General features: G+C 57.4%; 20 protein-coding genes. 8 read left to right on the forward strand and 12 right to left on the reverse strand.

What is annotated here, in order from left to right; genetic code table 11:
* Nucleotides 1-93: 93 nt before the first annotated feature.
* From prs to lolB, 3 genes are all read right to left on the reverse strand, one after another.
* The gene (gene prs / locus ACJY2L_RS04760) at nucleotides 94-1,041 is read right to left on the reverse strand and encodes a ribose-phosphate diphosphokinase (RefSeq protein WP_157883857.1); all 948 of its coding nucleotides are present in this window, start codon (nucleotides 1,039-1,041) and stop codon (nucleotides 94-96) included.
* 127 nt (nucleotides 1,042-1,168) lie between these two features.
* Entirely contained in the window at nucleotides 1,169-2,032 is an 864-nt protein-coding gene (gene ispE / locus ACJY2L_RS04765) for a 4-(cytidine 5'-diphospho)-2-C-methyl-D-erythritol kinase (protein WP_439211929.1), read from the reverse strand.
* Complete coding sequence (gene lolB / locus ACJY2L_RS04770; RefSeq protein WP_067430067.1) at nucleotides 2,029-2,658, reverse strand: lipoprotein insertase outer membrane protein LolB; 630 nt, start codon at nucleotides 2,656-2,658, stop codon at nucleotides 2,029-2,031. Before lolB ends, ispE begins: the two co-directional genes overlap by 4 nt.
* Before the next feature lie 199 nt (nucleotides 2,659-2,857).
* Here lolB and hemA point away from each other — a divergent pair, with 199 nt between their 5' ends.
* The 6 genes from hemA to kdsA are packed head-to-tail and all read left to right on the forward strand — an operon-like array spanning nucleotide 2,858 to nucleotide 8,161.
* Nucleotides 2,858-4,114 carry a glutamyl-tRNA reductase gene (hemA, locus tag ACJY2L_RS04775; protein ID WP_439211930.1) on the forward strand — a complete coding sequence of 419 codons (1,257 nt, stop codon included), beginning with the start codon at nucleotides 2,858-2,860 and terminating at the stop codon, nucleotides 4,112-4,114.
* Between the two features lie 32 nt (nucleotides 4,115-4,146).
* The gene (gene prfA, locus ACJY2L_RS04780; RefSeq protein ID WP_067430074.1) at nucleotides 4,147-5,229 is read left to right on the forward strand and encodes a peptide chain release factor 1; all 1,083 of its coding nucleotides are present in this window, start codon (nucleotides 4,147-4,149) and stop codon (nucleotides 5,227-5,229) included.
* Nucleotides 5,229-6,059 (forward strand): peptide chain release factor N(5)-glutamine methyltransferase, encoded by an 831-nt coding sequence (gene prmC, locus ACJY2L_RS04785; protein WP_439211931.1) that lies wholly within the window; start codon nucleotides 5,229-5,231, stop codon nucleotides 6,057-6,059. Before prfA ends, prmC begins: the two co-directional genes overlap by 1 nt.
* 14 nt (nucleotides 6,060-6,073) lie before the next feature.
* Nucleotides 6,074-6,472, forward strand: a complete 399-nt coding sequence (locus tag ACJY2L_RS04790) for a SirB2 family protein (RefSeq protein WP_067430080.1) — start codon at nucleotides 6,074-6,076, stop codon at nucleotides 6,470-6,472.
* Nucleotides 6,469-7,278 (forward strand): invasion regulator SirB1, encoded by an 810-nt coding sequence (sirB1, locus tag ACJY2L_RS04795; RefSeq protein WP_067430083.1) that lies wholly within the window; start codon nucleotides 6,469-6,471, stop codon nucleotides 7,276-7,278. Before ACJY2L_RS04790 ends, sirB1 begins: the two co-directional genes overlap by 4 nt.
* Before the next feature lie 28 nt (nucleotides 7,279-7,306).
* A complete protein-coding gene (kdsA, locus tag ACJY2L_RS04800; protein ID WP_067430086.1) occupies nucleotides 7,307-8,161 on the forward strand; it encodes a 3-deoxy-8-phosphooctulonate synthase in 855 nt (284 codons plus the stop codon).
* A gap of 51 nt (nucleotides 8,162-8,212) precedes the next feature.
* Here kdsA and chaA read toward each other — a convergent pair whose 3' ends face one another.
* Nucleotides 8,213-9,307 (reverse strand): sodium-potassium/proton antiporter ChaA, encoded by a 1,095-nt coding sequence (gene chaA / locus ACJY2L_RS04805; RefSeq protein ID WP_439211932.1) that lies wholly within the window; start codon nucleotides 9,305-9,307, stop codon nucleotides 8,213-8,215.
* A 396-nt stretch (nucleotides 9,308-9,703) separates the two neighbouring features.
* On the opposite strand from chaA, the gene chaB reads away from it, so the two are divergent.
* Both chaB and ACJY2L_RS04815 read left to right on the forward strand, forming a co-directional pair.
* Entirely contained in the window at nucleotides 9,704-9,934 is a 231-nt protein-coding gene (chaB, locus tag ACJY2L_RS04810) for a putative cation transport regulator ChaB (protein ID WP_187488841.1), read from the forward strand.
* Nucleotides 9,935-10,153: 219 nt separating this feature from the next.
* Entirely contained in the window at nucleotides 10,154-10,831 is a 678-nt protein-coding gene (locus tag ACJY2L_RS04815; RefSeq protein WP_439211933.1) for a gamma-glutamylcyclotransferase, read from the forward strand.
* A gap of 43 nt (nucleotides 10,832-10,874) precedes the next feature.
* On the opposite strand, the gene ACJY2L_RS04820 is transcribed toward ACJY2L_RS04815, so the two are convergent.
* The 8 genes from ACJY2L_RS04820 to ACJY2L_RS04855 all read right to left on the reverse strand — a co-directional run bounded on the left by ACJY2L_RS04820 (nucleotide 10,875) and on the right by ACJY2L_RS04855 (nucleotide 19,862).
* Nucleotides 10,875-12,320: a serine/threonine protein kinase gene (locus ACJY2L_RS04820; RefSeq protein WP_439211934.1), complete on the reverse strand. Its 1,446-nt coding sequence runs from the start codon at nucleotides 12,318-12,320 to the stop codon at nucleotides 10,875-10,877.
* 35 nt (nucleotides 12,321-12,355) lie between these two features.
* Nucleotides 12,356-13,306, reverse strand: coding sequence for a hypothetical protein (locus ACJY2L_RS04825; RefSeq protein WP_439211935.1), 951 nt, complete (start codon nucleotides 13,304-13,306; stop codon nucleotides 12,356-12,358).
* Nucleotides 13,307-13,321: 15 nt separating this feature from the next.
* Nucleotides 13,322-14,095, reverse strand: a complete 774-nt coding sequence (locus ACJY2L_RS04830; RefSeq protein ID WP_439211936.1) for a PP2C family protein-serine/threonine phosphatase — start codon at nucleotides 14,093-14,095, stop codon at nucleotides 13,322-13,324.
* Nucleotides 14,092-15,240: a type VI secretion system-associated FHA domain protein TagH gene (tagH, locus tag ACJY2L_RS04835; RefSeq protein WP_439211937.1), complete on the reverse strand. Its 1,149-nt coding sequence runs from the start codon at nucleotides 15,238-15,240 to the stop codon at nucleotides 14,092-14,094. The genes ACJY2L_RS04830 and tagH overlap by 4 nt, the downstream gene beginning before the upstream one ends.
* 32 nt (nucleotides 15,241-15,272) lie before the next feature.
* The gene (gene tagF, locus ACJY2L_RS04840) at nucleotides 15,273-15,971 is read right to left on the reverse strand and encodes a type VI secretion system-associated protein TagF (protein WP_067430105.1); all 699 of its coding nucleotides are present in this window, start codon (nucleotides 15,969-15,971) and stop codon (nucleotides 15,273-15,275) included.
* Between the two features lie 3 nt (nucleotides 15,972-15,974).
* Nucleotides 15,975-18,080, reverse strand: coding sequence for a type VI secretion system membrane subunit TssM (tssM, locus tag ACJY2L_RS04845; RefSeq protein ID WP_439211938.1), 2,106 nt, complete (start codon nucleotides 18,078-18,080; stop codon nucleotides 15,975-15,977).
* The gene (icmH, locus tag ACJY2L_RS04850) at nucleotides 18,080-19,300 is read right to left on the reverse strand and encodes a type IVB secretion system protein IcmH/DotU (protein WP_439211939.1); all 1,221 of its coding nucleotides are present in this window, start codon (nucleotides 19,298-19,300) and stop codon (nucleotides 18,080-18,082) included. The genes tssM and icmH overlap by 1 nt, the downstream gene beginning before the upstream one ends.
* Nucleotides 19,301-19,364: 64 nt before the next feature.
* On the reverse strand, nucleotides 19,365-19,862 hold the full coding sequence (locus ACJY2L_RS04855; RefSeq protein WP_439212644.1) for an SH3 domain-containing protein: 498 nt from the start codon (nucleotides 19,860-19,862) through the stop codon (nucleotides 19,365-19,367).
* Nucleotides 19,863-20,122: the final 260 nt, after the last annotated feature.

Below are 20,122 nucleotides of genomic sequence, written 5' to 3' on the forward strand. Positions count from 1 at the left end.
AATATCAATACGCCGTTGCCCGCCTCGACAGTTCGTCGTTAAATGCCAAAAAAAAACCGGGCCTGAGCCCGGTTCATTCGCCTGCAGTGCGCATTAATGCTCGAACATGGCGGAGATCGATTCTTCGTTGCTGATACGACGAATGGCTTCTGCCAGCATACCGGAGAGGGTCAGCGTGCGTACGTTAGGCAGCGCTTTAATCTCTTCCGGAAGCGGAATGGTGTCGCAGACAATCACTTCGTCAATCACCGAATGACGCAGGTTTTCCACGGCGTTGCCGGAGAAAATCGGGTGAGTGGCGTAGGCGAACACGCGCTTGGCGCCGCGCTCTTTCAGCGCTTCCGCTGCTTTACACAGCGTGCCGCCGGTGTCGATCATGTCATCAACCAGAATACAGTCGCGACCGGCAACGTCACCGATGATATGCATCACCTGAGATACGTTGGCACGTGGACGACGCTTATCGATGATCGCCATGTCGGTATCGTTGAGCAGCTTGGCGATGGCGCGGGCGCGGACAACGCCACCAATATCCGGAGAAACCACAATCGGATTGACCAGGCCTTTGGTCAGCATATCTTCCAGCAGAATAGGGCTGCCAAAGACGTTATCGACCGGAACATCAAAGAAGCCCTGAATCTGTTCAGCGTGAAGATCCACGGTCAGCACACGGTCAACGCCTACGCTGGAGAGGAAATCGGCGACCACTTTTGCGGTGATTGGCACACGGGCGGAACGCACACGGCGATCCTGACGCGCATAGCCAAAGTAAGGAATCACCGCGGTGATACGACCCGCAGAAGCACGACGCAGCGCGTCGACCATCACAACCAGCTCCATCAGGTTGTCATTGGTCGGGGCACAGGTGGACTGGATGATGAAAATATCACCACCGCGTACATTCTCATTAATCTGTACGCTCACTTCACCATCACTGAAACGACCGACGGCGGCGTCGCCCAGGCTGGTGTAAAGGCGGTTGGCAATACGTTGTGCTAGTTCCGGCGTTGCGTTACCAGCAAAAAGCTTCATATCAGGCACGAGAAAAACCTCAGGCTTTGCGTCGAGAGAATGACCAGCGCAGCAGCACCCGGCGCTCTGCTGCTGCAATGGCCATGCGATAGTTAAGCGTAACGCGCACTGTCTGGATCAGGGTGACAGTGTCACGTTACGCGAATGACCCGTTTAGTATCTGGTGCAGCGGTGAGACGTTAACGCCCCGTGCGACGAACCCTTTTACCTCTTTCGGTGCCATTGCAAGCACCTCACGGGCAGCAGACTCGGTGTCAAATTCAGCAAACACGCAAGCACCTGTGCCAGTCAGGCGCGACGGCGCGTATTCTAGCAGCCAGGAAACAAGCTCATCAACCTCGCGAAAACGTTTTCTTACTACGGCTTCACAATCATTATGAAACGGTAGCTGCATCAGCGCTGACATTTCACGCACCGGCGTATCGCGCGTCAGTGCCTCATCGTTGAACACCGCAGGCGTGGCGATGCTGACACCGGGGTGGGCAACAAGATACCATTTTTCCGCGGGCGACGCAGGCTGTAACGCCTCGCCAACCCCTTCGGCAAAAGCGGCATGGCCTTTCACGAACACCGGCACATCTGCGCCAAGCTGCAGGCCCATCTGCGCCAGCCGCTCCGATGATAAGCCAAGTCGCCACAGATGATTCAGCGCCACCAGCACCGTCGCCGCATTTGATGAGCCACCGCCAAGGCCGCCGCCCATCGGCAAGACCTTATCAATGGCGATCGTGGCGCCGGCATGCAGCGGCAGGCGGTTCTCCTGCGCCGCTTCATGCATCAGCAGGCGCGCCGCCCGCACAATCAGGTTCTGCTCATCGGGTACGCCGGCAACCGGCGTCAGCAGGCGAATCTCGCCGCTGCTGTCGGGGGTAATGGTCAGCCTGTCGCCATAATCAAGAAACTGAAACAGCGTTTGCAGGTTGTGGTAGCCGTCGGAGCGACGGCCGGTAATGTAAAGGAACAGGTTAAGCTTCGCCGGAGCGGGCCAGGAGAGGATCATTGCAGGGTCCAGCCATCCATACGCAGTTTGATGCGCTGATCGCCTTCACGCAGTTCGAGGTTAGCAGGCAGCGGCGGCGACACTTTGCTGTCGTAATCCTGGATAGTAACCGTCCATTTTTGACCATTCTGGCTATAGTTGGCCTGGCGTAGCTGATAATTATCGTTCAGCGTATAGTCGGTCGCTTCGCCTGGCAGACCCATCATCCACTGACGCAAATTCTCCAGTGGAATGTCCATACCGGTGAGCTGTGAGATCATTTTCTGCGCGTCGTTGCTGACGTAACGTTTGCCTTTGTTATCGACCAGCTGCACGGTTGAACCCTGTGCATCCAGCTGCAATTCAGTGCTGCCCAGCGGATTGGTCAGCAGCAGGCGATAGCGATCGGGGGCAGTTTGCTGCCAGTTGAAGCGGGCGTAAACTTTTTGTTTATCAGAAAGATAAGCAAAGGCACCGCGGGTTTGATAGTGGCTGACTTTAGCCACGGCCTGCTGATGCTGTTGCCACTGCGGCGAGGTCACGCTTTTGCCCGGGCCTTGTGCGGGTTGGTGTACGGAACAGGCGGCCAGTAACAAACTGGCCAGCGGCAGTAACCGCAACAGGCGGCCTTGTGGCAAATGCTTCATGGGGTCATCTCCTCGACTCGTTTTGAATTCGTAACCGTTAACGCTAACCAGCACCGCGGATATCGTCAATGCGATTTCTGGTTAATCAGCTATATCTTATTACAGTCATAGGCTTTGTATGGCTTTAATTGCGCGCCTGCATCTTGTAGAATGCGCATCACAAAACCCTGGTAACATTGGGACATTCTGACTTTCTGCTATGACGCTGCTTGCTCTGGGAATCAACCACAAAACCGCACCTGTTGCTCTGCGAGAACGTGTAACCTTCACACCTGACACGCTGGATGAGGCGCTTAACAGCCTTCTGGCGCAGCCTATGGTGCAAGGTGGTGTTGTGCTGTCTACCTGTAACCGCACTGAGCTTTATCTCAGCGTGGAGCAGCAGGAGAACCTGCAAGAACAGCTGGTGCGCTGGCTGTGCGACTATCATCAGCTTGGCGAAGAAGAAGTGCGTAACAGCCTCTACTGGCACCACGGCAACGACGCGGTGAGCCATCTGATGCGCGTGGCCAGCGGCCTCGATTCGCTGGTGTTAGGTGAACCGCAAATTCTCGGCCAGGTCAAAAAAGCGTTCTCAGATTCCCAGCGTGGCCACTCGCTTTCCAGCGAGCTGGAGCGCATGTTCCAGAAAAGTTTCTCGGTAGCCAAACGCGTGCGCACCGAAACTGACATTGGTGCCAGCGCGGTCTCGGTGGCGTTTGCCGCCTGTACGCTGGCGCGTCAAATCTTTGAATCGCTCTCCACGGTCAACGTGCTGCTGGTGGGTGCCGGAGAAACCATCGAGCTGGTGGCGCGCCATCTGCGCGAGCACAACGTCAAAAAACTGATGATCGCCAACCGTACCCGTGAACGGGCGCAGCTGCTGGCGGACGAAGTTAACGCCGAAGTGATTGCGCTGGCAGACATCGATGCGCGCCTGGCGGAAGCGGACATTATTATCTCCTCCACCGCCAGCCCGCTGCCGATTATCGGCAAAGGCATGGTTGAACGGGCGCTGAAAGCGCGCCGTAATCAGCCCATGCTGCTGGTGGATATCGCCGTGCCGCGCGATGTGGAGCCGGAAGTAGGCAAGCTGCCGAACGCCTACCTTTACAGCGTTGACGATCTGCAAAACATCATTGAAAAAAACATGGCGCAGCGCAAAGCGGCCGCCGTGCAGGCAGAGACCATCGTAGTGCAGGAAAGCAGTGAGTTTATGTCCTGGCTGCGAGCGCAAAGCGCTGTCTCTACTATCCGTGAATACCGCAGCCAGGCTGAGCAGGTGCGCAGCGAACTGGAAGAGCGGGCGCTGGCTGCGCTGCAGCAAGGCGCCGATCCACAACAGGTGATGCGCGACCTCGCACATAAACTGACCAATCGTTTAATCCACGCCCCGACTAAATCCCTTCAGCAGGCCGCGCGCGACGGCGACGGCGAACGCCTGCAGATCCTTCGTGACAGCCTCGGGCTGGAGTAGTTAACCCCCCTTTACAGGATGACATCCATCGAATGAAGACTTCTATTGTTGCAAAACTGGAAGCCTTGCAGGAGCGCCACGAAGAAGTGGAAGCGATGCTGGGCGATGCGGGCGTCATCGCCGATCAGGATCGCTTTCGCGCACTGTCGCGCGAATATGCCCAGCTGGGCGACGTTACGCACTGTTTCCGCCAGTGGCAGCAGGTTCAGGAAGATTTAGACACCGCCGAGCAGATGCTCGACGATCCTGAGATGCGCGATATGGCGCAGGAAGAGCTGAAAGAGGCGCGCAGCAAAAGCGAAGCGCTGGAACAGCAGTTACAGATGCTGCTGCTGCCGCGCGACCCTGACGACGAGCGCCACTGCTTTATTGAAGTGCGTGCCGGGACCGGCGGCGATGAAGCCGCTATTTTTGCCGGTGACCTGTTTCGCATGTACAGCCGTTATGCAGAGAGCCGCCGCTGGCGCGTGGAGATCATCAGCGCCAACGAAGGCGAGCATGGCGGTTATAAAGAGGTGATTGCCCGCGTCGCTGGCGATGGCGCTTACGGCCGTCTGAAATTTGAATCGGGTGGTCATCGCGTGCAGCGCGTGCCGGAAACCGAATCACAGGGCCGCATTCATACCTCAGCCTGTACGGTAGCGGTGATGGCAGAAGTGCCGGAAGCGGAGCTGCCGGAGATTAACGCCGGCGATCTGAAAATCGACACTTTCCGTTCCTCAGGCGCGGGTGGCCAGCACGTTAACACCACCGATTCTGCTATCCGTATTACCCACCTGCCAACCGGCATCGTGGTGGAATGTCAGGATGAGCGCTCGCAGCATAAGAACAAGGCCAAGGCACTGGCGGTATTGGGCGCACGTATTCGTGCCGCAGAAATCGCCAAACGCCAGGCGGAAGAAGCCTCTGAGCGCCGTAATTTATTAGGCAGCGGCGATCGCTCCGATCGCAATCGCACCTATAACTTCCCGCAGGGCCGCGTGACCGATCACCGTATCAACCTGACGCTCTATCGCCTTGATGAGGTGATGGAAGGCAAGCTGGACGCGCTGATTGAACCGATCGTGCAGGAATATCAGGCGGATCAGCTGGCAGCGCTGGCCGATCACGACTGATGATCATTCGTGACTGGCTCAGGCAGGCGATCGCCACGCTGTGCGGCGGCGACAGCCCTAAACGCGATGCGGAAGTGTTGCTGAGCTTTGTTACCGGCAAATCGCGCAGCTGGCTTATCGCTTTTGATGACACTGAACTTAGCCTGGCCGCGTGTGCCCAGCTTGATGCGCTACTGGCGCGTCGGGCGCAGGGTGAACCGGTGGCGCATCTGGTGGGTGAACGTGAATTCTGGTCGCTGCCGCTGGAGGTGTCACCGACCACGCTGATTCCGCGTCCGGATACCGAACTGCTGGTGGAAGAGGCGCTGACGCGTTTGCCCTCCGCGCCAGCCAGCCTGCTCGATCTCGGCACCGGCACCGGTGCCATTGCGCTGGCCGTCGCCAGTGAGCGCGCCGATGTGCAGGTCACCGGTGTCGATCGCATCGCTGATGCCGTAGCGCTGGCGCAGCGCAATGCCGCCAGGCTGGCGCTTACTCAGGTCACATTTTTCCACAGTTACTGGTTCTCTTCCCTTGAAAATCAGCGATTTAATGTTATTGTCAGCAATCCCCCGTACATCGACGCTTTAGATCATCATCTACAGCAGGGCGACGTGCGCTTCGAGCCGCTAAGCGCGCTGGTTGCCGCAGAGCAGGGCCTTGCCGATCTGCAGCATATTGTTGCCCACGCCGCCGCGCACCTGTTACCTCAGGGCTGGCTGCTGCTGGAACATGGCTGGCAACAGGCGGAGGCGGTACGCGCGCTACTGGCGCAGGCGGGATTCGATCATATCAGCACGCGTCAGGATTACGCGGGCAATGATCGGGTAACTTCAGGACAATTAGCATAATTACAGGACGCATTATGGCTACTTTCTATCCGTTGCTGACACAGCTGCATCTGCTAACCGTGTTCATCACCATCACACTATTTATTCTGCGTTTTTACTGGCAGCGCAGCGGTTCGCCGATGCAGGCAAAGCGTTGGGTGCGCATTTTACCGCACATTAATGATACGCTGCTGTTGGTGAGCGGAGCCGTGCTGGTTAGCATCACTCACTATTATCCCTTTTCTCCGCAAGGTAGCTGGCTGACTGAGAAGCTGTTTGGCGTTATCATCTACATTGTATTGGGCTTCGTCGCCCTGGGCCGTCGGCCAAAGTCAGACCGGGTGCGCTGGATCGCGTTTAGCGTTGCACTGGTTGCGTTCTGTCTGATTATCGCGCTGGCGACCCGCAAATTGCCATTGTTGGGGATTGTATGACCTCCGTAGCACAACTCGATTTTACGCAGCCATCGCTCTGTGAAGCGGTGATCAAGACCACGCTTGCGATTCGTCATGACTTCCCTCTGGAAAAAGTTAACGCCCAGCTGGACGCACTGGTTGCAGAGGCGCGCGAATTCGTCAGTGGCGAAAGTGAACAGGATCTGCAGCTGGAAAAGCTGCTGGAACTGTTTTATCAGCACTGGAAGTTTGGCGGTGCCAGCGGCATCTATAATCTCTCCGATGCGCTCTGGGTCGATAAAGTGCTCGACACCCGTCAGGGTACCGCGGTGTCGCTGGGCATGATCCTGCTGCACATTGCGCACAAGCTGTCACTGCCGGTAATGCCGGTGATCTTCCCGACGCAGCTGATTCTGCGCGCCGACTGGCTCGATGAAGAGATGTGGCTGATCAATCCGTTCAACGGCGATACGCTGGATACGCATACGCTGGAAGTGTGGTTGAAAGGCAACATCAGTCCGACCACCGAACTGTATGACGAAGATCTGGAAGAAGCGGAGTCGGCGCTGGTGATCCGCAAGATGCTCGACACGCTGAAGGCGGCATTGATGGAAGAGAAGCACATGGAGATGGCGCTCAACGTCAGCCAGGTGCTGCTGCAGCTCGATCCGGATGACCCGTATGAAATCCGCGATCGCGGCCTGATTTACGTGCAGCTCGACTGTGAACACATCGCCCTGAGCGATCTCAACTATTTTGTTGAGCACTGCCCGGAAGATCCCATCAGCGAGATGATCAAAGTACAGATTCATTCCATTGAACAGAAACAGGTAACGCTGCACTAACGCGTTCCGTAAGCAAAAAGGCAAAGGCATGACACAGAAAGTAGTCAATATTGGCGATATCAAAGTAGCAAACGACCTGCCGTTCGTGCTGTTTGGCGGGATGAACGTGCTGGAATCTCAGGATCTGGCTATGCGTATCTGTGAGCATTACGTGAAGGTCACCGAGAAACTCGGCATTCCTTACGTATTCAAGGCGTCGTTCGATAAAGCTAACCGCTCATCCATCCACTCCTACCGCGGTCCGGGTCTGGAAGAGGGCATGAAGATTTTCCAGGCGCTGAAGCAGGCGTTTGGCGTCAAAATCATTACCGATGTGCATGAAGCCTCACAGGCGCAGCCGGTTTCTGAAGTGGTCGATGTGATTCAGCTGCCAGCGTTCCTTGCCCGGCAGACCGATCTGGTGGAAGCGATGGCGAAAACTGGCGCGGTGATCAACATCAAGAAACCACAGTTCGTTAGCCCGGGTCAGATGGGCAATATCGTTGAGAAGTTTGCCGAAGGCGGCAACGAAAACGTGATTCTGTGCGATCGCGGCGCTAACTTTGGCTATGACAACCTGGTTGTCGATATGCTCGGCTTTAACGTCATGAAGAAAGTCAGCAAGAACAGCCCGGTTATTTTTGACGTGACGCATGCGCTGCAAACCCGCGATCCGTTCGGTGCCGCCTCTGGCGGACGTCGCGCACAGGTTGCCGAGCTGGCGCGTGCCGGTATGGCGGTGGGTATCGCCGGTCTGTTTATCGAAGCGCATCCTGAGCCGAACAGCGCAATGTGCGACGGCCCGTCGGCGCTGCCGCTGGACAAGCTGGAGCCGTTCCTCGCGCAGATGAAAGCAATTGACGATCTGGTCAAAGGCTTCCCTGAGCTGGACACCAGCAAGTAAGCTTCTGTAATAAAAAAGGCCGCGTAAGCGGCCTTTTTTATGCGCGTCATCTTACAGCATAATGGTCATCAGATAGCCGACAAACAGCGCCAGATGCGCCGCGCCATTCAGCACATTGGTGCGCCCGGTAGAGAACGAAATGTGGCAGAGAATCAGCACGGCGATCATCATCACCATGTGCGGAGGCTCCAGCCCAAACACCAGCTCCTGATGGGTCAGGGTGGCGATAATGGTTACCGCGGGCACGGTCAGTGAGATGGTGGCCAACACCGAACCAAAAAACAGGTTCATCGCGCGCTGCACCTGATTAGCCAGCACCGCTTTGATGGCACCCAGCCCTTCAGGTGACAGAATCAGCAGGGCGACGAGGAAGCCGGTAAACTGCTCCGGTGCATTCAGCTCGGTCAGCAGGTATTCCAGCGGATTGGCATTCATCTTGGTCACGGCGATCACCGCCACCAGATGCACGATCAGCCACAGCGCATGGCGCAGGCTGGTGTGCGCCGATGGCTTGCCGTGATGCGGATCGCCATCGTCACTCTCATCTTCATGCTCGTAGATAAACAGGCTTTGGTGAGTTTTGGTCTGTATCAGCAGAAAAACGCCGTACATCGCCGCGGAGATGGCCGCAATCAGTAACGCCTGACCGGTAGTGAAATTGCCGCCCGGCAGCGCGTTGGGAAACACCAGCACCAGAATCGCCAGCGGAAAGATAGCAATCATATATTGCTTCACGCCAGCCAGGTTGAGGTACTGCGTGGCAAATTTGCGCCCGCCAAGCAGCAGGGCGAAGCCTACCAGCCCGGATGTCACAATCATGATGATGGAGTAAAGCGTGTCGCGCATCAGCGCGGGCGCGGCGCTGCCGGTCGCCATCAGGGCGGAGATCAAACTGACTTCAAGAATCACCACCGACAGGCTCAGGATCAATGAGCCGTAGGGTTCGCCGAGGCGGTGAGCCAGCACGTCGGCGTGACGAACCACACTAAAGGCGCTGCTGAGGATACCGACCAGCGCCAGCGCATTGAGCGCGATGACTAAGGGAAAATTCTGTGAGTGACCAAAAAACCCGAGCGCCGCCAGTGCGGCTATCGGGAGGAAGAGCGTATATTCTGTGTGACGAGTTTTACCTTCGTGTCCGGGCATGTGTCCCTCTCATAAGCCATTAGCCATAAGCAAAATGCAGCGATCCTGCTAAAAACAACCTGATTAAATCATTAACGCGTTAACCTGGTTTTACAAGCGGGTAAAGTGTAGCTGTTCTTAAGTCATTTTTGGGTAAATTTACGTGGTTTTACGCGTGTTATTGATTTTTTGTTTAAGATGTGCAAAATCGAATAAATTATAATTTAAACCATATAAAACATGCGCTTAAGCATTTATATCGAATTTTAAATGGAATTATTTCGCTGTTTATTTGGCGATTAGTTGATATTTATAGGGTTTGGTTATGCCTTTTTGCATGAGATGGTCTAATCAGGTGACTTGATTTTTTTATCCGCAGCGACCAGGCTTACCTTCTGTTCAGAGAAAGGAGGAATTATGCCTTATCAGTCACGTGACGATTTACCTGACAACGTCAGACACGTTCTGCCTGCACACGCACAGGATATCTATCAGCAGGCGTTTAACAGCGCCTGGGATCAGTATAAAGATAAGCAGGATCGCCGCGGCGATGAGTCGCAGGAAGAGGTGGCGCACAAAGTGGCCTGGTCCGCCGTCAAAGAGAAGTATGCAAAAGGTGACGATGACAAGTGGCATCCTAAAAAGTGATAACGATCCCGGCGCCCGCCGGGATTTTGCTTTTCCCCTCAAGATTTCCCTTAGGCCGCCGATGCTTTTTTAACAGCTGCCCGGCGCGGTGTGGCTTGAAAGCGTGACGCCAAATCGATTAATGTCGTTTAAAGAAGGCGAACAATAAGCCGCCTTATTATTCAATTGACGGGAGAGCGAGTCAGTTAAGATGGCAGGCAGTGGCATAAGGAGGTTCAGATGTTAACCCGGGAATTTCTACTTCAGGCAGACTGTAAAACGGCCTATGGCGATATAGAAGAGTCGCTGTTATTGACCTGTGAGCAACGCGCCGCCTCGCTGGCGGCAACCTTAGCCTGTCGACCTGATAATAGCCCGGTGTGGATTTTTGGTTACGGCTCACTGATGTGGAATCCGGTGTTTGAGAGCGAAGAGGCGGCGGAAGGGCTGCTGCAGGGCTGGCACCGTGCTTTCTGCCTGCGGCTGACCTCAGGGCGTGGCACGGCCGCGCAGCCGGGGCGCATGTTGGCGTTAAAACAGGGTGGCGCCACCACCGGGCTGGCTTTTCGGCTGCCAGAAGAGACGCTGCATGATGAGCTGGCGCTGCTGTGGAAACGTGAAATGGTCACCGGCTGCTATTTGCCGACGTGGTGCGACTTAGCGCTTAACGACGGGCGCACGGTGACTGCACTGGTGTTTGTAATGGATCCGCGGCATCCGCTGTACGAAGCGGATTCGTGCCCGCGCACCATCGCGCCGATGATCGCCCGTGCCAGCGGCCCACTGGGCACCAACGCCCAGTACCTGTTTTCGCTGGAGCAGGAGTTAACGCGGCGGGGCATGTACGATGACTGTCTGACCGATCTGGTGAGCCAGGTGCGTGAGCTGCAAACTGCCCATCATCATATGCAGGGCTAACGTTTTCTTCGCAACGGCCGCCGAACGGCGGCCGCAGAGGGTGTTACGAGCCTGGATTAATCAGCCAGGTCCCCGCTTTATCAATCTTCAGCGTCTGTGAGTGAATGCGATCCTGCGCATGCACTTCGATGGTGTATTCACCAGCCGCCAAATTCAGCGAAGCGTAGCCGCTGTTGCTGGGTTTAACGTCCATCGGCTGACCGTTGATTACGATCGATTCATCATGGCGCAGCTTAAGATAAACCGTGGCCAGCGCAGGGGGGCTGGCGGCGGTCGAGGGTTTAGCCGCTGGCGGCGCGACCGATGTCGTGTTGTCACTGGCCTGTTGTGTATCGGCGGCGGGTGCCGGGCCGTGTCGATTGACGCCAATTGCCACGGCGATCACCACCAGTGCCGCGATGGCACTCAACACCAGCAGCAGCTTTGATGGTCGTCTGGCGGTGCCGCGATTCAGCGGTTCTGCGGCGGCGGCGCCGTGATTCACCGCCATAACTTCCGGCTGCGGCATCTCTGTCGGCATCGTCTCAGGCATGGGCTCCGCGGCGGCAGCCATCGGCGTTGGCCAGGTGTTGACCAGTTCCTGCACATCGCTAACCGGCAGATCGATCAGCGCGGCGAACTCATCAATACTTTGTGGACGCTGATCGGGCTTCATCGCCAGTGCCCGGTCGATGGCGTGCAGTAAGGAGAGCGAATAGCCTGTCGGCTGCAGATCGGCCAGCGGCTTGTAGCTGTCTTCGATACAGCGCACCACGCTGACCGGCGGAGGGCTGCCCATGATCAGCGTATGCAGCACCGCGCCCAGCGCATAAATATCGGTCCATGGACCCTGTTCGCTGTCGCTCTCTTCGCTGTATTGTTCAATCGGCGCAAAGCCTGGCTTGAGCATGATCTCGGTTTCGTCAGAGAGGTTGCCAATCTCTTTGCGCGCAGAGCCGAAATCCAGCAGCACCGGCAGCTGGTTTTCCTGAATCTGAATGTTATCCAGCGAGATATCGCGGTGCAGATAGCCCGCCTGATGAATGGTGCTGATAGCGCCAAACAGCGGCGGCAGCAGCTGACGAATCCACGCCTCGTTGATCTGCTCGGGGCTGGTAAGCTGCCACTCTTTCAGGCTCATGCCGCTGTAAAACAGCGTGCCCATATAGGCGGTGCCGTTCTCTTCCCAGAAACGCAGCACGTGCAGCAAGCCGGGATGATTAAAACGGGCCAGCAGGCGCGCTTCCTGAATAAAGCTGGTCAGCCCGGCGGCAAACAGCTTTTGATAGCGCTCGCTGCGCAGACCCAGCGACATATCATCATTGCGTATCGCCAGCGACAGTGGCATGTACTCTTTGATGGCGATGGTGCGCTCTAATAAATGATCCCAGGCGCGGTAGACGATGCCGAAGCCGCCGCCGCCAATCACTTCTTTAATCTCAAATTCATTAAAACGGTGACCCGCCGAAAGGGCGTTCGCCATCGTTTTTTGATTCTCATTTGCCGTCATAAAAGAGACTCTCTGAGCACGCGTGATAGGCTGCATTAGTTAAGGCTACGCCAGGCGCCGATAGCCGGATCGGCGAGATCGGCATGCAGCGCGTCAATTAATAACAGATTAATTTTTTGGTCAGGCAGCCACAACGGGCTCCAGGCCTTACGCACCGCATCGGTTCGCACCTTCAGTGCGGGCAGATCCTGCGCCGCACTCTTGTTCATTTTTACCAGCAGCGTGCCGGTAAAATTCCAGACGTGCAGGGTGGGATTAAACGGCAGCACCAGCCAGCTATCGGGCGCATCCGCTTTGGTCACTACCATGCGTTGATTGTTGATTGCCACCACCTGCAGCTTTTCGTTGCCAATGCGCAGTTGGGTAATCGGATAGCCTTCAAAGAAGGTCACCGGCACCGGCGTTTGTTTGCCGTCGCTGGAGAGCGTCAGCTGCGTGCCGCCTTCCAGCCAGCCTTCGGTAGAGCAGCGCAACGCCTTGTCGTCAGGAATAAACAGCGACTGGCCGTTTTCATCCCACCAGGTGCGGAAATGGCAGCCGCCCGGCAGGTCGAAATGTTGCAGCGGCGCGCTGTCAGCGGGGCGCGACAAATCCAGCGGCGCGGCATTCTGCGCCACGGCGTTGGCGGTAGCGTCAGCGGTGACAATCGGCCGCCAGTTTTGCAGCCGGGCCGCCGTACCGCTGGCCAGCACCGCGCCTTCTTTATCCATCATCTGCCAGGGCAGTTCATCCAGCTTGCCGCACTGATTAGCCAGCAGCGTGCCGACGCGCGGCAGAAAGTTGTTCAGCTGCTGCGATTCCCGGCTTTTGCCGGAGACAATACGCAGATGCAGCGTCTCCTGACACCAGTCGGCAGGTGCCTTGCTGGCGACATTATCAATGAAAACTTCCAGCGCCAGGCTGGGCGAATAGACCACGCGATAGTCTTCGGCATGAACAGCAGCGGCAAAAAACAGAGAGAGCACGCCGGGCAACCACAGTTTCATAGCTTTCCTTGGGTATTAGCGCGGCGGCAAAAAGCGCGCCGAATCGGTCGGTGAATGCAGCAGCGTCGTTTCCTGGGGTGACCCAATCCACACGGCTACGGCGCTGAGGTTATCGCTGATGCTGCTGCGATTTACCGCCTGTTGCATTAGCGTTAGCCACTGATCGCAGGCGGTGACCATGCGCAGGGCCTGCTCCATTTCGGCGCTGGTCAGGTTCAGCCAAAAGCCATCGGTACAGACCAGAAAAGCGTCGCCATCCTCCAGCGACACCAGTTCGCTGTAGCTCGCGTCGCGCGCGGCGTCGGCACCGAGCGCATTATAAAGTAAATTGCTGTTAATACCGGTATTTTCATAGCCCGCGTCTTCCAGCTGCTGCGCCAGGCTGTGATCGCGGGTAACGTCGCGAACAAAACCGCGGCGAAAGTGATAGACCCGGCTGTCACCGGCATGCGCCCACCACGCCAGCTGCTGTTCACGATCGATAAACAGCGCCGCCAGCGTGGTGCTCATACGGGAAAAATCGGGGTTAAGCTGCTGAGCGTCCAGCACCGATTGCTGGCAGGCGACAATGGCGGCGTGTGTATGCTGCGGGCTGAGCGGCTGCTCGCCATCCAGCGACGCCAGCAGCGTATCGCGCACCAGCTGGGCAGCGCGGTCGCCACCCGGCAAACCGGCAACGCCATCGCACACTAAAAAGCAGGCGCTGCGGTCGCCGAGCATCGTGCCGGTGCGATCCTGATTGTCGTGACGGGCACCCTGTTCCGAGGTGACGGCATAACTGATTTTCATGACTCATCCGCCTGCGTTTGTGAATCTTTGTACTGGTTAACTTCCACGTCATACGCGTGCAAAAAGGCTTCGCCAAACAGGGTATGAAAGTCGTCTTCGATTTCCCCGGCGGTGCGCTGATAATGACGCGTAAAGTTATCCCACATGGCCGCTTTACGCGTTACCGACAGCGGAACTTTTGAATAGAGGCCTTCCGCTTTTGCCTGATCTTCCAGCCGCTGCGGATTAAACGATTGCAGCATAGCGGCAATAATGGCACGAATACCGGCGATCATGCCCAGCTGATGCGCCTGCAGATCGACCAGCGCGTCGCGTACCGCCTGTTCCGGCTGCATGAAGCCCGGCATTTTGCTCTGATACATTTGCATCAGCACCGTTTTGCCGGAAGGCAGAATTTTAAACGGGTTATTGGCCTCGTTGAGGATCATGGTCATCTCAGCCTTTACGCCGCGCTTGAGGATCGAACGTGACGAAAGCAGCGCCACCGTGCCCTGTGAGAACAGGCTGAGCATGCGGCCAGTGGTGCGCATCTGCTCTTCTGTGATGGCGGCATGGTGGCCTTTTTCCAGCCCCATGCCCTCTAAAAAGGCCTGCATCAGCACGTCGGCACTGTCGGTGGATTCACCAGGCAGACGGGCGCCACGCGGTGGCAGCGGATCGATATCCAGGCGTGCGGCGGTGTTGCGGCTGTGGCGCGCCAGGCTATCACTGAGCTGGAGATCGGTAACGATCGGCGCCATCTCCTGCAAAATGCCCAGCGGATCGTCCGGCAGCGCGTCATCTTCCGCAAACAGCGCCAGCGGATCATCGCTGTGCTGCTCCGCCTCATCGGCGCGCGTTGGGTCGGTCACCGCTAACTGATAATCACCAATGGTCAGCGCATCGCCATGCTGCAGCAGCACCTGCCGTCCGCGCTCCAGCGGCAAGCCGTTGACCACCACCGAGGTTACGCTGCCACGGTTGGTGAGTCGGCATTCTCCGTCATTAGAGATGTGCACCAGCGCCTGCAAACGGGAGATGGCGCGCTCATCATCGGGCAGCACCAGATCGTTGTCCTGACTGCGGCCAATGGTGCCACCGGGCGGCAGGAAATCAAACGCCTGAACCGGAAGCTCCGTTCTACTCTGCACTATGGTAAATCGCATGATGTTTCCCGCAATAAGAGGCTAAACAGACGCTATTCAAACATCGGTGGATAGAGTCCATTACGACCCGGCTGCGCGCCCGCAGCCGGGTGAAAAAGCAATGAAAAAAGCTGAGCGGTCAAGGCACCGCTGTGTTTATGGGTGGCGTGCGCAAAGCCGTCACTGCGGTTGCTCCACCAGTAGCTCAGGTGCTGCTGCGGCTCAAAACGCTCCGCCACTTCACGCCAGCTCAGGGTACAGGGCAGATCCTGATAGCCGATCACATCCATAATAGCCGAGCGCGCATGCTGAGGTACCGGCAGCGGCGTCATCTTGTTCAGCAGCAGATCGAGCATGTCGGGTGCCAGCTTTTCGCGCACCGCGCGCAGCAGCGTATCGCCCAGTTCCTGATACCATTCACCGGCAATGCTCAGCTGCGCCGGGTGCCAGTCGCTGAGCGGAAACGACTGTATCGCCAGCAGCGGCCAGGCGCGGCCAACGCGATCGCGCGAGGGCAACAAACAGCCCATCTGGACGCGCTGCGCACCGGGACGCACCGGCAAGACAAAGTTCCAGACCGGGGCCGCCAGAAAGTGCTCGGTGGTGCTCAACTGCTGTTCGTGCCAGGCCAGCAAACCCTGCTGAAACCAGTTTGACCAGCCGGAAACCATATTCTCAGCAATCCGACGCTGGAGAAAATCGCCAGTGGCGGGAAGCTTGCCATACCATCCTGGTGCGCGTCGCTCGGCCATTACCTATTCCTGTTTTCTCAGTGCAGATGCATCAGTCGCGACCGATGAAGAGAGCAGACGAGCGTCGCCCGCGCCTTGTAAATTATCCGCCAGCTTGCGCAGCATCAGCGTGTTATCACGCGCATAGGGCGATGACTGTATCTGGCGGTCCAGCAGCTGGCTGAGGTGCCAGTCAAGCTGCTGTAGCTCGCGCGCGCTGACGTGAGCGGGCAAGGTGCGCTGCAAATTGAGCATCAGCCAGCCGCGTAAAAATTCGCCATCGTAGTTGCGCGGCTGATAGAGCATCTGATAAGCACGCAGCGCGTTGCGGCTGTAGTCGCTGTCATCACCGCGATCGTTACGCAGGATATCGGTGATCTGCTGCGCGACGCGCGGCAGCAACAGCGACTTCAGCGCGTTCTGGTACACGCCCCAGGCGGCATCGCCGATCTGATTGCCGCGATAAAGCCCGGCGCGCACGGTCAGCGGCGGCGCATCAATAGAAAAATGGTCCGACTGCGGCAGACGTACCAGATTATTCAGAAAGGGTAGCAGATCAAAAATGTTATCGGCGGGCTGCTGCATCGCCTGACGGCCCTGGGTGGTCAGTACCGGCACGCGTTGTGCGACCTCATCAAGGAAGCGCGCATTCTGGTAATAGCTGGTCAGCCACAGGCCGGTCATGGTGGTCAGCGCCGCCGCCAGCACGCCGTAGCCGATCCAGTGCAGCAGCCGATTGCGGTGCTCCCAGCTGCGATTGCTTCCGGCGAGGCCGGACTCGGCAAAAATCAGGTCGCTGAGCAGATCGCGAATAAAAAAGCTCTGGCCTTTGTTACCCGGAATGGGCGCGGCGCGGTTCACCGAATCCCACGAGGCGATGGAGTTCTGGCGGTCCTGCGGCAGTTGCAGCTTGCGGCTCAGCTCGCCCATGATGCGGTCAAACGGCAGGCCTTCCTGGGTGCCGCTGGTAAAGAAGATACCGCGCACTGACCAGGCCACCGCGTCGGGCGCGGGGGAGAACACCACGTCCAGATATTCAGAAAGCAGCGGCCGCAGCGAGGCAAATTCCTGCGGATAAAGGAAGCAGTCGGCGCGCTGGCTGAGATCGTTATGGGTGGTCATCTTTTCCGGTAGCTGATGCATCAGCTGCTGTTCAAGCAGGTGAAACTGCGTGGTAAAGGTGCGATGCCAGTCGCTGGCACCGGCGCGTGACGGATCCCAGTCAAAAGTAAAACCGCAGATCTGTTCACGCTGGCGCTTATCCAGCGCGCCGTAGTAACACATAAAGCCTTTCAGCAGGTCAGTTTTGGTCACCATGACATAGACCGGGAAATGAATGCCGGTCTGCTGGTGCAGCTCCATCATGCGGTTGCGCAGCATCGTCGCCTGAGAAAAACGCGCCTCGGCCGATTCGCTGAGCAGGTCGGCCACGCTGATGGTCAGAATCACGCCGTTGATTGGCTGGCGCGCGCGATAGCGCTTCAGCAGGTTGATAAAGCTTTGCCATTCGGCGGCATCGCGGGCACGCATGCTTTCCTGCAGCGCATAGCGGCCGGCGGTATCCAGCAGCACGGCGCGATCGGTAAACCACCAGTCGCAGTGACGGGTGCCGCCCACGCCGCGAATCGCGGTTTTGCCCATGCTGTCGGTCAGCGGAAAATCGAGTCCGGAGTTAATTAGCGCGGTGGTTTTTCCGGCACCCGGCGCGCCAATCACCATGTACCACGGCAGTTGATAAAGATACTGGGCGTTAAAGCGATCCAGCCAGCTGCCTTTCTGGCGGCCAAACTGGGTCTGCTTGAGCAGCGAGGCTGCCTCATTAAAACGCTGGGTTAACAGCTCCTCGGTGGCCATCAGCTCTGACTGCGCCTCCGGGGTCTGCTGCTGGATATTGTTGAGCAGCTTGCTGTTAAACCAGGCGCGATAGAGCGAGGGGATCAGCTGAAACAGCACCCACATAAAGCAGAGCAGGCCAATCAGCATTTGGCGATTGATCGCGGGTTCCAGTGGACGGTTGTCGTTAAAGGTCCAGAGCGGACCGAGCATCCAGACCACTATCGCCAGCGCGGTAATGCCGATGCCGCTCCAGAACAGACGATGAGAGAGCAGGGATGAAAAAACGCGACGCATTATTGAGTTCCTTGCGCAGGGGCGCTGGCAGGCTCGGGCGTGGCAAACAGCGTGATCTCCACGCGGCGGTTACGCGCCCGATTTTCGCGGCTGTCATTGGGCAACATAGCGTTGCTGTCGCCGCGGCCTTCGGCCTTGATTTGCTGCCCGTGATCGAGCTGCTGGCTGAGCAGCTGAGCAATGGTGCGGGCACGGGCGTGCGAAAATTCAAAATTAGAGGGGAAGCGGCTGTTTTGCGGCGCACTGTCGTCGGTATAGACCGACACCAGAATGGTGCCTTTGACCTCTTCCATGGCGGCACTGACGCGCATGACCAGCGCCCGACCTACCGCATTCAGCGATGTGCCGCCAGCATCAAAGATCTTGTCAGCAGGCAGGATAACCTTGCTGCCAAACGCGCCGTCGCTGACTTCAAGCTGGCCCGCGGCCACCACATCATTCAGGCGCTGGCGAAGATTCAGCAGCGCCTGCGAAGAGGCGGATCGCCGCATGGCTGAAGCCTGCGGCAGTGGCGTTTGATAAATGCTGCGCAGCAAGGGTTCGGCGGCGCGACCCAGCCGCCAGTTCAGGCCGCTGTAAATTAAACAGGCGATCAGTGCGGCAACGGTGGCGCAGGCCCACAGCGGCACCGGTGGACGCCAGCTGTTGGCTGCCAGCCGCTGCACTTCAACCTTGCTGTGCAGCGCGCTCTGCGCTTTTTCGCGCGTTACCTGAATCAGCTGCGCCAGCCGCTGGCGAATAGCGTCACACTGCGCACGGCCACGTTCGGCACCGCGATAGCGGCCTTCGTAGCCGAGCAGGAGACAGTAATGGATGAGCTCAAGCAGCCAGATATGCTGTTCCGGCGACTGCGAAATGCGCGACAGCAGCTGAAAGAATTTCTCGCCGCCCCAGCTTTCGTTGTGAAAGGTCACCAGCATGCCGCTGCCGGACCAGACGCCGCGCGTGCCCCACGGGGTTTGCGCCGCCGCCTCATCCAGCGCGCTGCACAGGCAGTAGCGCGCCCCCACGATGGTTTCAAAGGGAACGCCGGCCTGTTTGCAACGGTTCTCAAACTGGCGCAGCTCGCTGATCAATTGCTGACGCAGCCCCGCCGGATCGTCGTGCGTGGCCGCCAGACGAATCTGTACAATGGCGTTCATCAGAGGCGCGGCGGCATTGAGGATAAAATTATCTGCGCTCGCGGCTCTGGTGCTTAACGCAGTAGGTTCCAGCGTCATGAATAAATGGTTTTCCCGGCGGCAGCTGTTTTTTGGACAAAGGATTCACGGGCACGAAGGCCGGTTAGTCGAGAATCCAGGTGGCGTTATCGTTACGGCAGGCTTTGCTGGCACCGCCGACATCAACGCAGACCTTCTGTTTAGCACCGCTGGCGCGTGGACGCGGACGGTCGCTGCGCACGGTGGCATCATATTTTGCTTCGGTCACGCCGGCTTTTAGCGGCACGTAGCCAATCATCTGGCCTTCCGCTTCATCGCTGATCGCCAGCCAGCTGTTTTCCACCCTGCCGAGCACCTCAAAGGTTTTGCCATTTTCCAGGTAACGCACCACTTTGCCGCTGTAGGCCGGAGTGGTCATCACCGAAGCATTGTACAAGGCGCGATAAGTCTCGTTCACCGGCGTAAAGGATTGCGGAGCCGCAACGGCATAACGGTGTACCAGTTTCACACCCTCAACTTCGCTGGTAACCAGCGTATCATCCGTTAACGGCGGCGGTGGCGCTTTACAGCTGGCTAAGGTGAGCACGGCTAACAATGTCAACGCGAGACTTATTTTCACTATGATCCTCGTGATTTCATCAGGGTATCTGGACAATTTACGTCAAAAAGTCGCCAAAAAGCGCCGAATAAGGGTGAAAATCCAGCGATGACAAACAGCGAAAACGGGACGCAAAATTACTCAGTTTTACATAAAGATAGTGCGGCATTCAGTCTACATGACACTTTTGGGATTTGAAACTATTGCATGCGTTCCATGAACATGATAATTCGACCCGATGTAAAAGGGGGCCAGGCGAGCAGGCACGCGGCCAGCAGCCGTGG

It is taken from the genome of Duffyella sp. Ts4, assembly GCF_051851875.1.
Taxonomy (GTDB): Bacteria; Pseudomonadota; Gammaproteobacteria; order Enterobacterales; family Enterobacteriaceae; genus Duffyella; species Duffyella gerundensis.

Excerpts from the sequence above, each read along its gene's own strand:
- ispE (WP_439211929.1), bottom strand. The coding sequence starts at position 2,032 with ATGATCCTCTCCTGGCCCGCTCCGGCGAAGCTTAACCTGTTCCTTTAC.
- lolB (WP_067430067.1), bottom strand. The coding sequence starts at position 2,658 with ATGAAGCATTTGCCACAAGGCCGCCTGTTGCGGTTACTGCCGCTGGCC.
- hemA (WP_439211930.1), top strand. The coding sequence starts at position 2,858 with ATGACGCTGCTTGCTCTGGGAATCAACCACAAAACCGCACCTGTTGCT.
- prfA (WP_067430074.1), top strand. The coding sequence starts at position 4,147 with ATGAAGACTTCTATTGTTGCAAAACTGGAAGCCTTGCAGGAGCGCCAC.
- prmC (WP_439211931.1), top strand. The coding sequence starts at position 5,229 with ATGATCATTCGTGACTGGCTCAGGCAGGCGATCGCCACGCTGTGCGGC.
- ACJY2L_RS04790 (WP_067430080.1), top strand. The coding sequence starts at position 6,074 with ATGGCTACTTTCTATCCGTTGCTGACACAGCTGCATCTGCTAACCGTG.
- sirB1 (WP_067430083.1), top strand. The coding sequence starts at position 6,469 with ATGACCTCCGTAGCACAACTCGATTTTACGCAGCCATCGCTCTGTGAA.
- kdsA (WP_067430086.1), top strand. The coding sequence starts at position 7,307 with ATGACACAGAAAGTAGTCAATATTGGCGATATCAAAGTAGCAAACGAC.
- chaA (WP_439211932.1), bottom strand. The coding sequence starts at position 9,307 with ATGCCCGGACACGAAGGTAAAACTCGTCACACAGAATATACGCTCTTC.
- chaB (WP_187488841.1), top strand. The coding sequence starts at position 9,704 with ATGCCTTATCAGTCACGTGACGATTTACCTGACAACGTCAGACACGTT.
- ACJY2L_RS04815 (WP_439211933.1), top strand. The coding sequence starts at position 10,154 with ATGTTAACCCGGGAATTTCTACTTCAGGCAGACTGTAAAACGGCCTAT.
- ACJY2L_RS04820 (WP_439211934.1), bottom strand. The coding sequence starts at position 12,320 with ATGACGGCAAATGAGAATCAAAAAACGATGGCGAACGCCCTTTCGGCG.
- ACJY2L_RS04825 (WP_439211935.1), bottom strand. The coding sequence starts at position 13,306 with ATGAAACTGTGGTTGCCCGGCGTGCTCTCTCTGTTTTTTGCCGCTGCT.
- ACJY2L_RS04830 (WP_439211936.1), bottom strand. The coding sequence starts at position 14,095 with ATGAAAATCAGTTATGCCGTCACCTCGGAACAGGGTGCCCGTCACGAC.
- tagH (WP_439211937.1), bottom strand. The coding sequence starts at position 15,240 with ATGCGATTTACCATAGTGCAGAGTAGAACGGAGCTTCCGGTTCAGGCG.
- tagF (WP_067430105.1), bottom strand. The coding sequence starts at position 15,971 with ATGGCCGAGCGACGCGCACCAGGATGGTATGGCAAGCTTCCCGCCACT.
- tssM (WP_439211938.1), bottom strand. The coding sequence starts at position 18,080 with ATGCGTCGCGTTTTTTCATCCCTGCTCTCTCATCGTCTGTTCTGGAGC.
- icmH (WP_439211939.1), bottom strand. The coding sequence starts at position 19,300 with ATGACGCTGGAACCTACTGCGTTAAGCACCAGAGCCGCGAGCGCAGAT.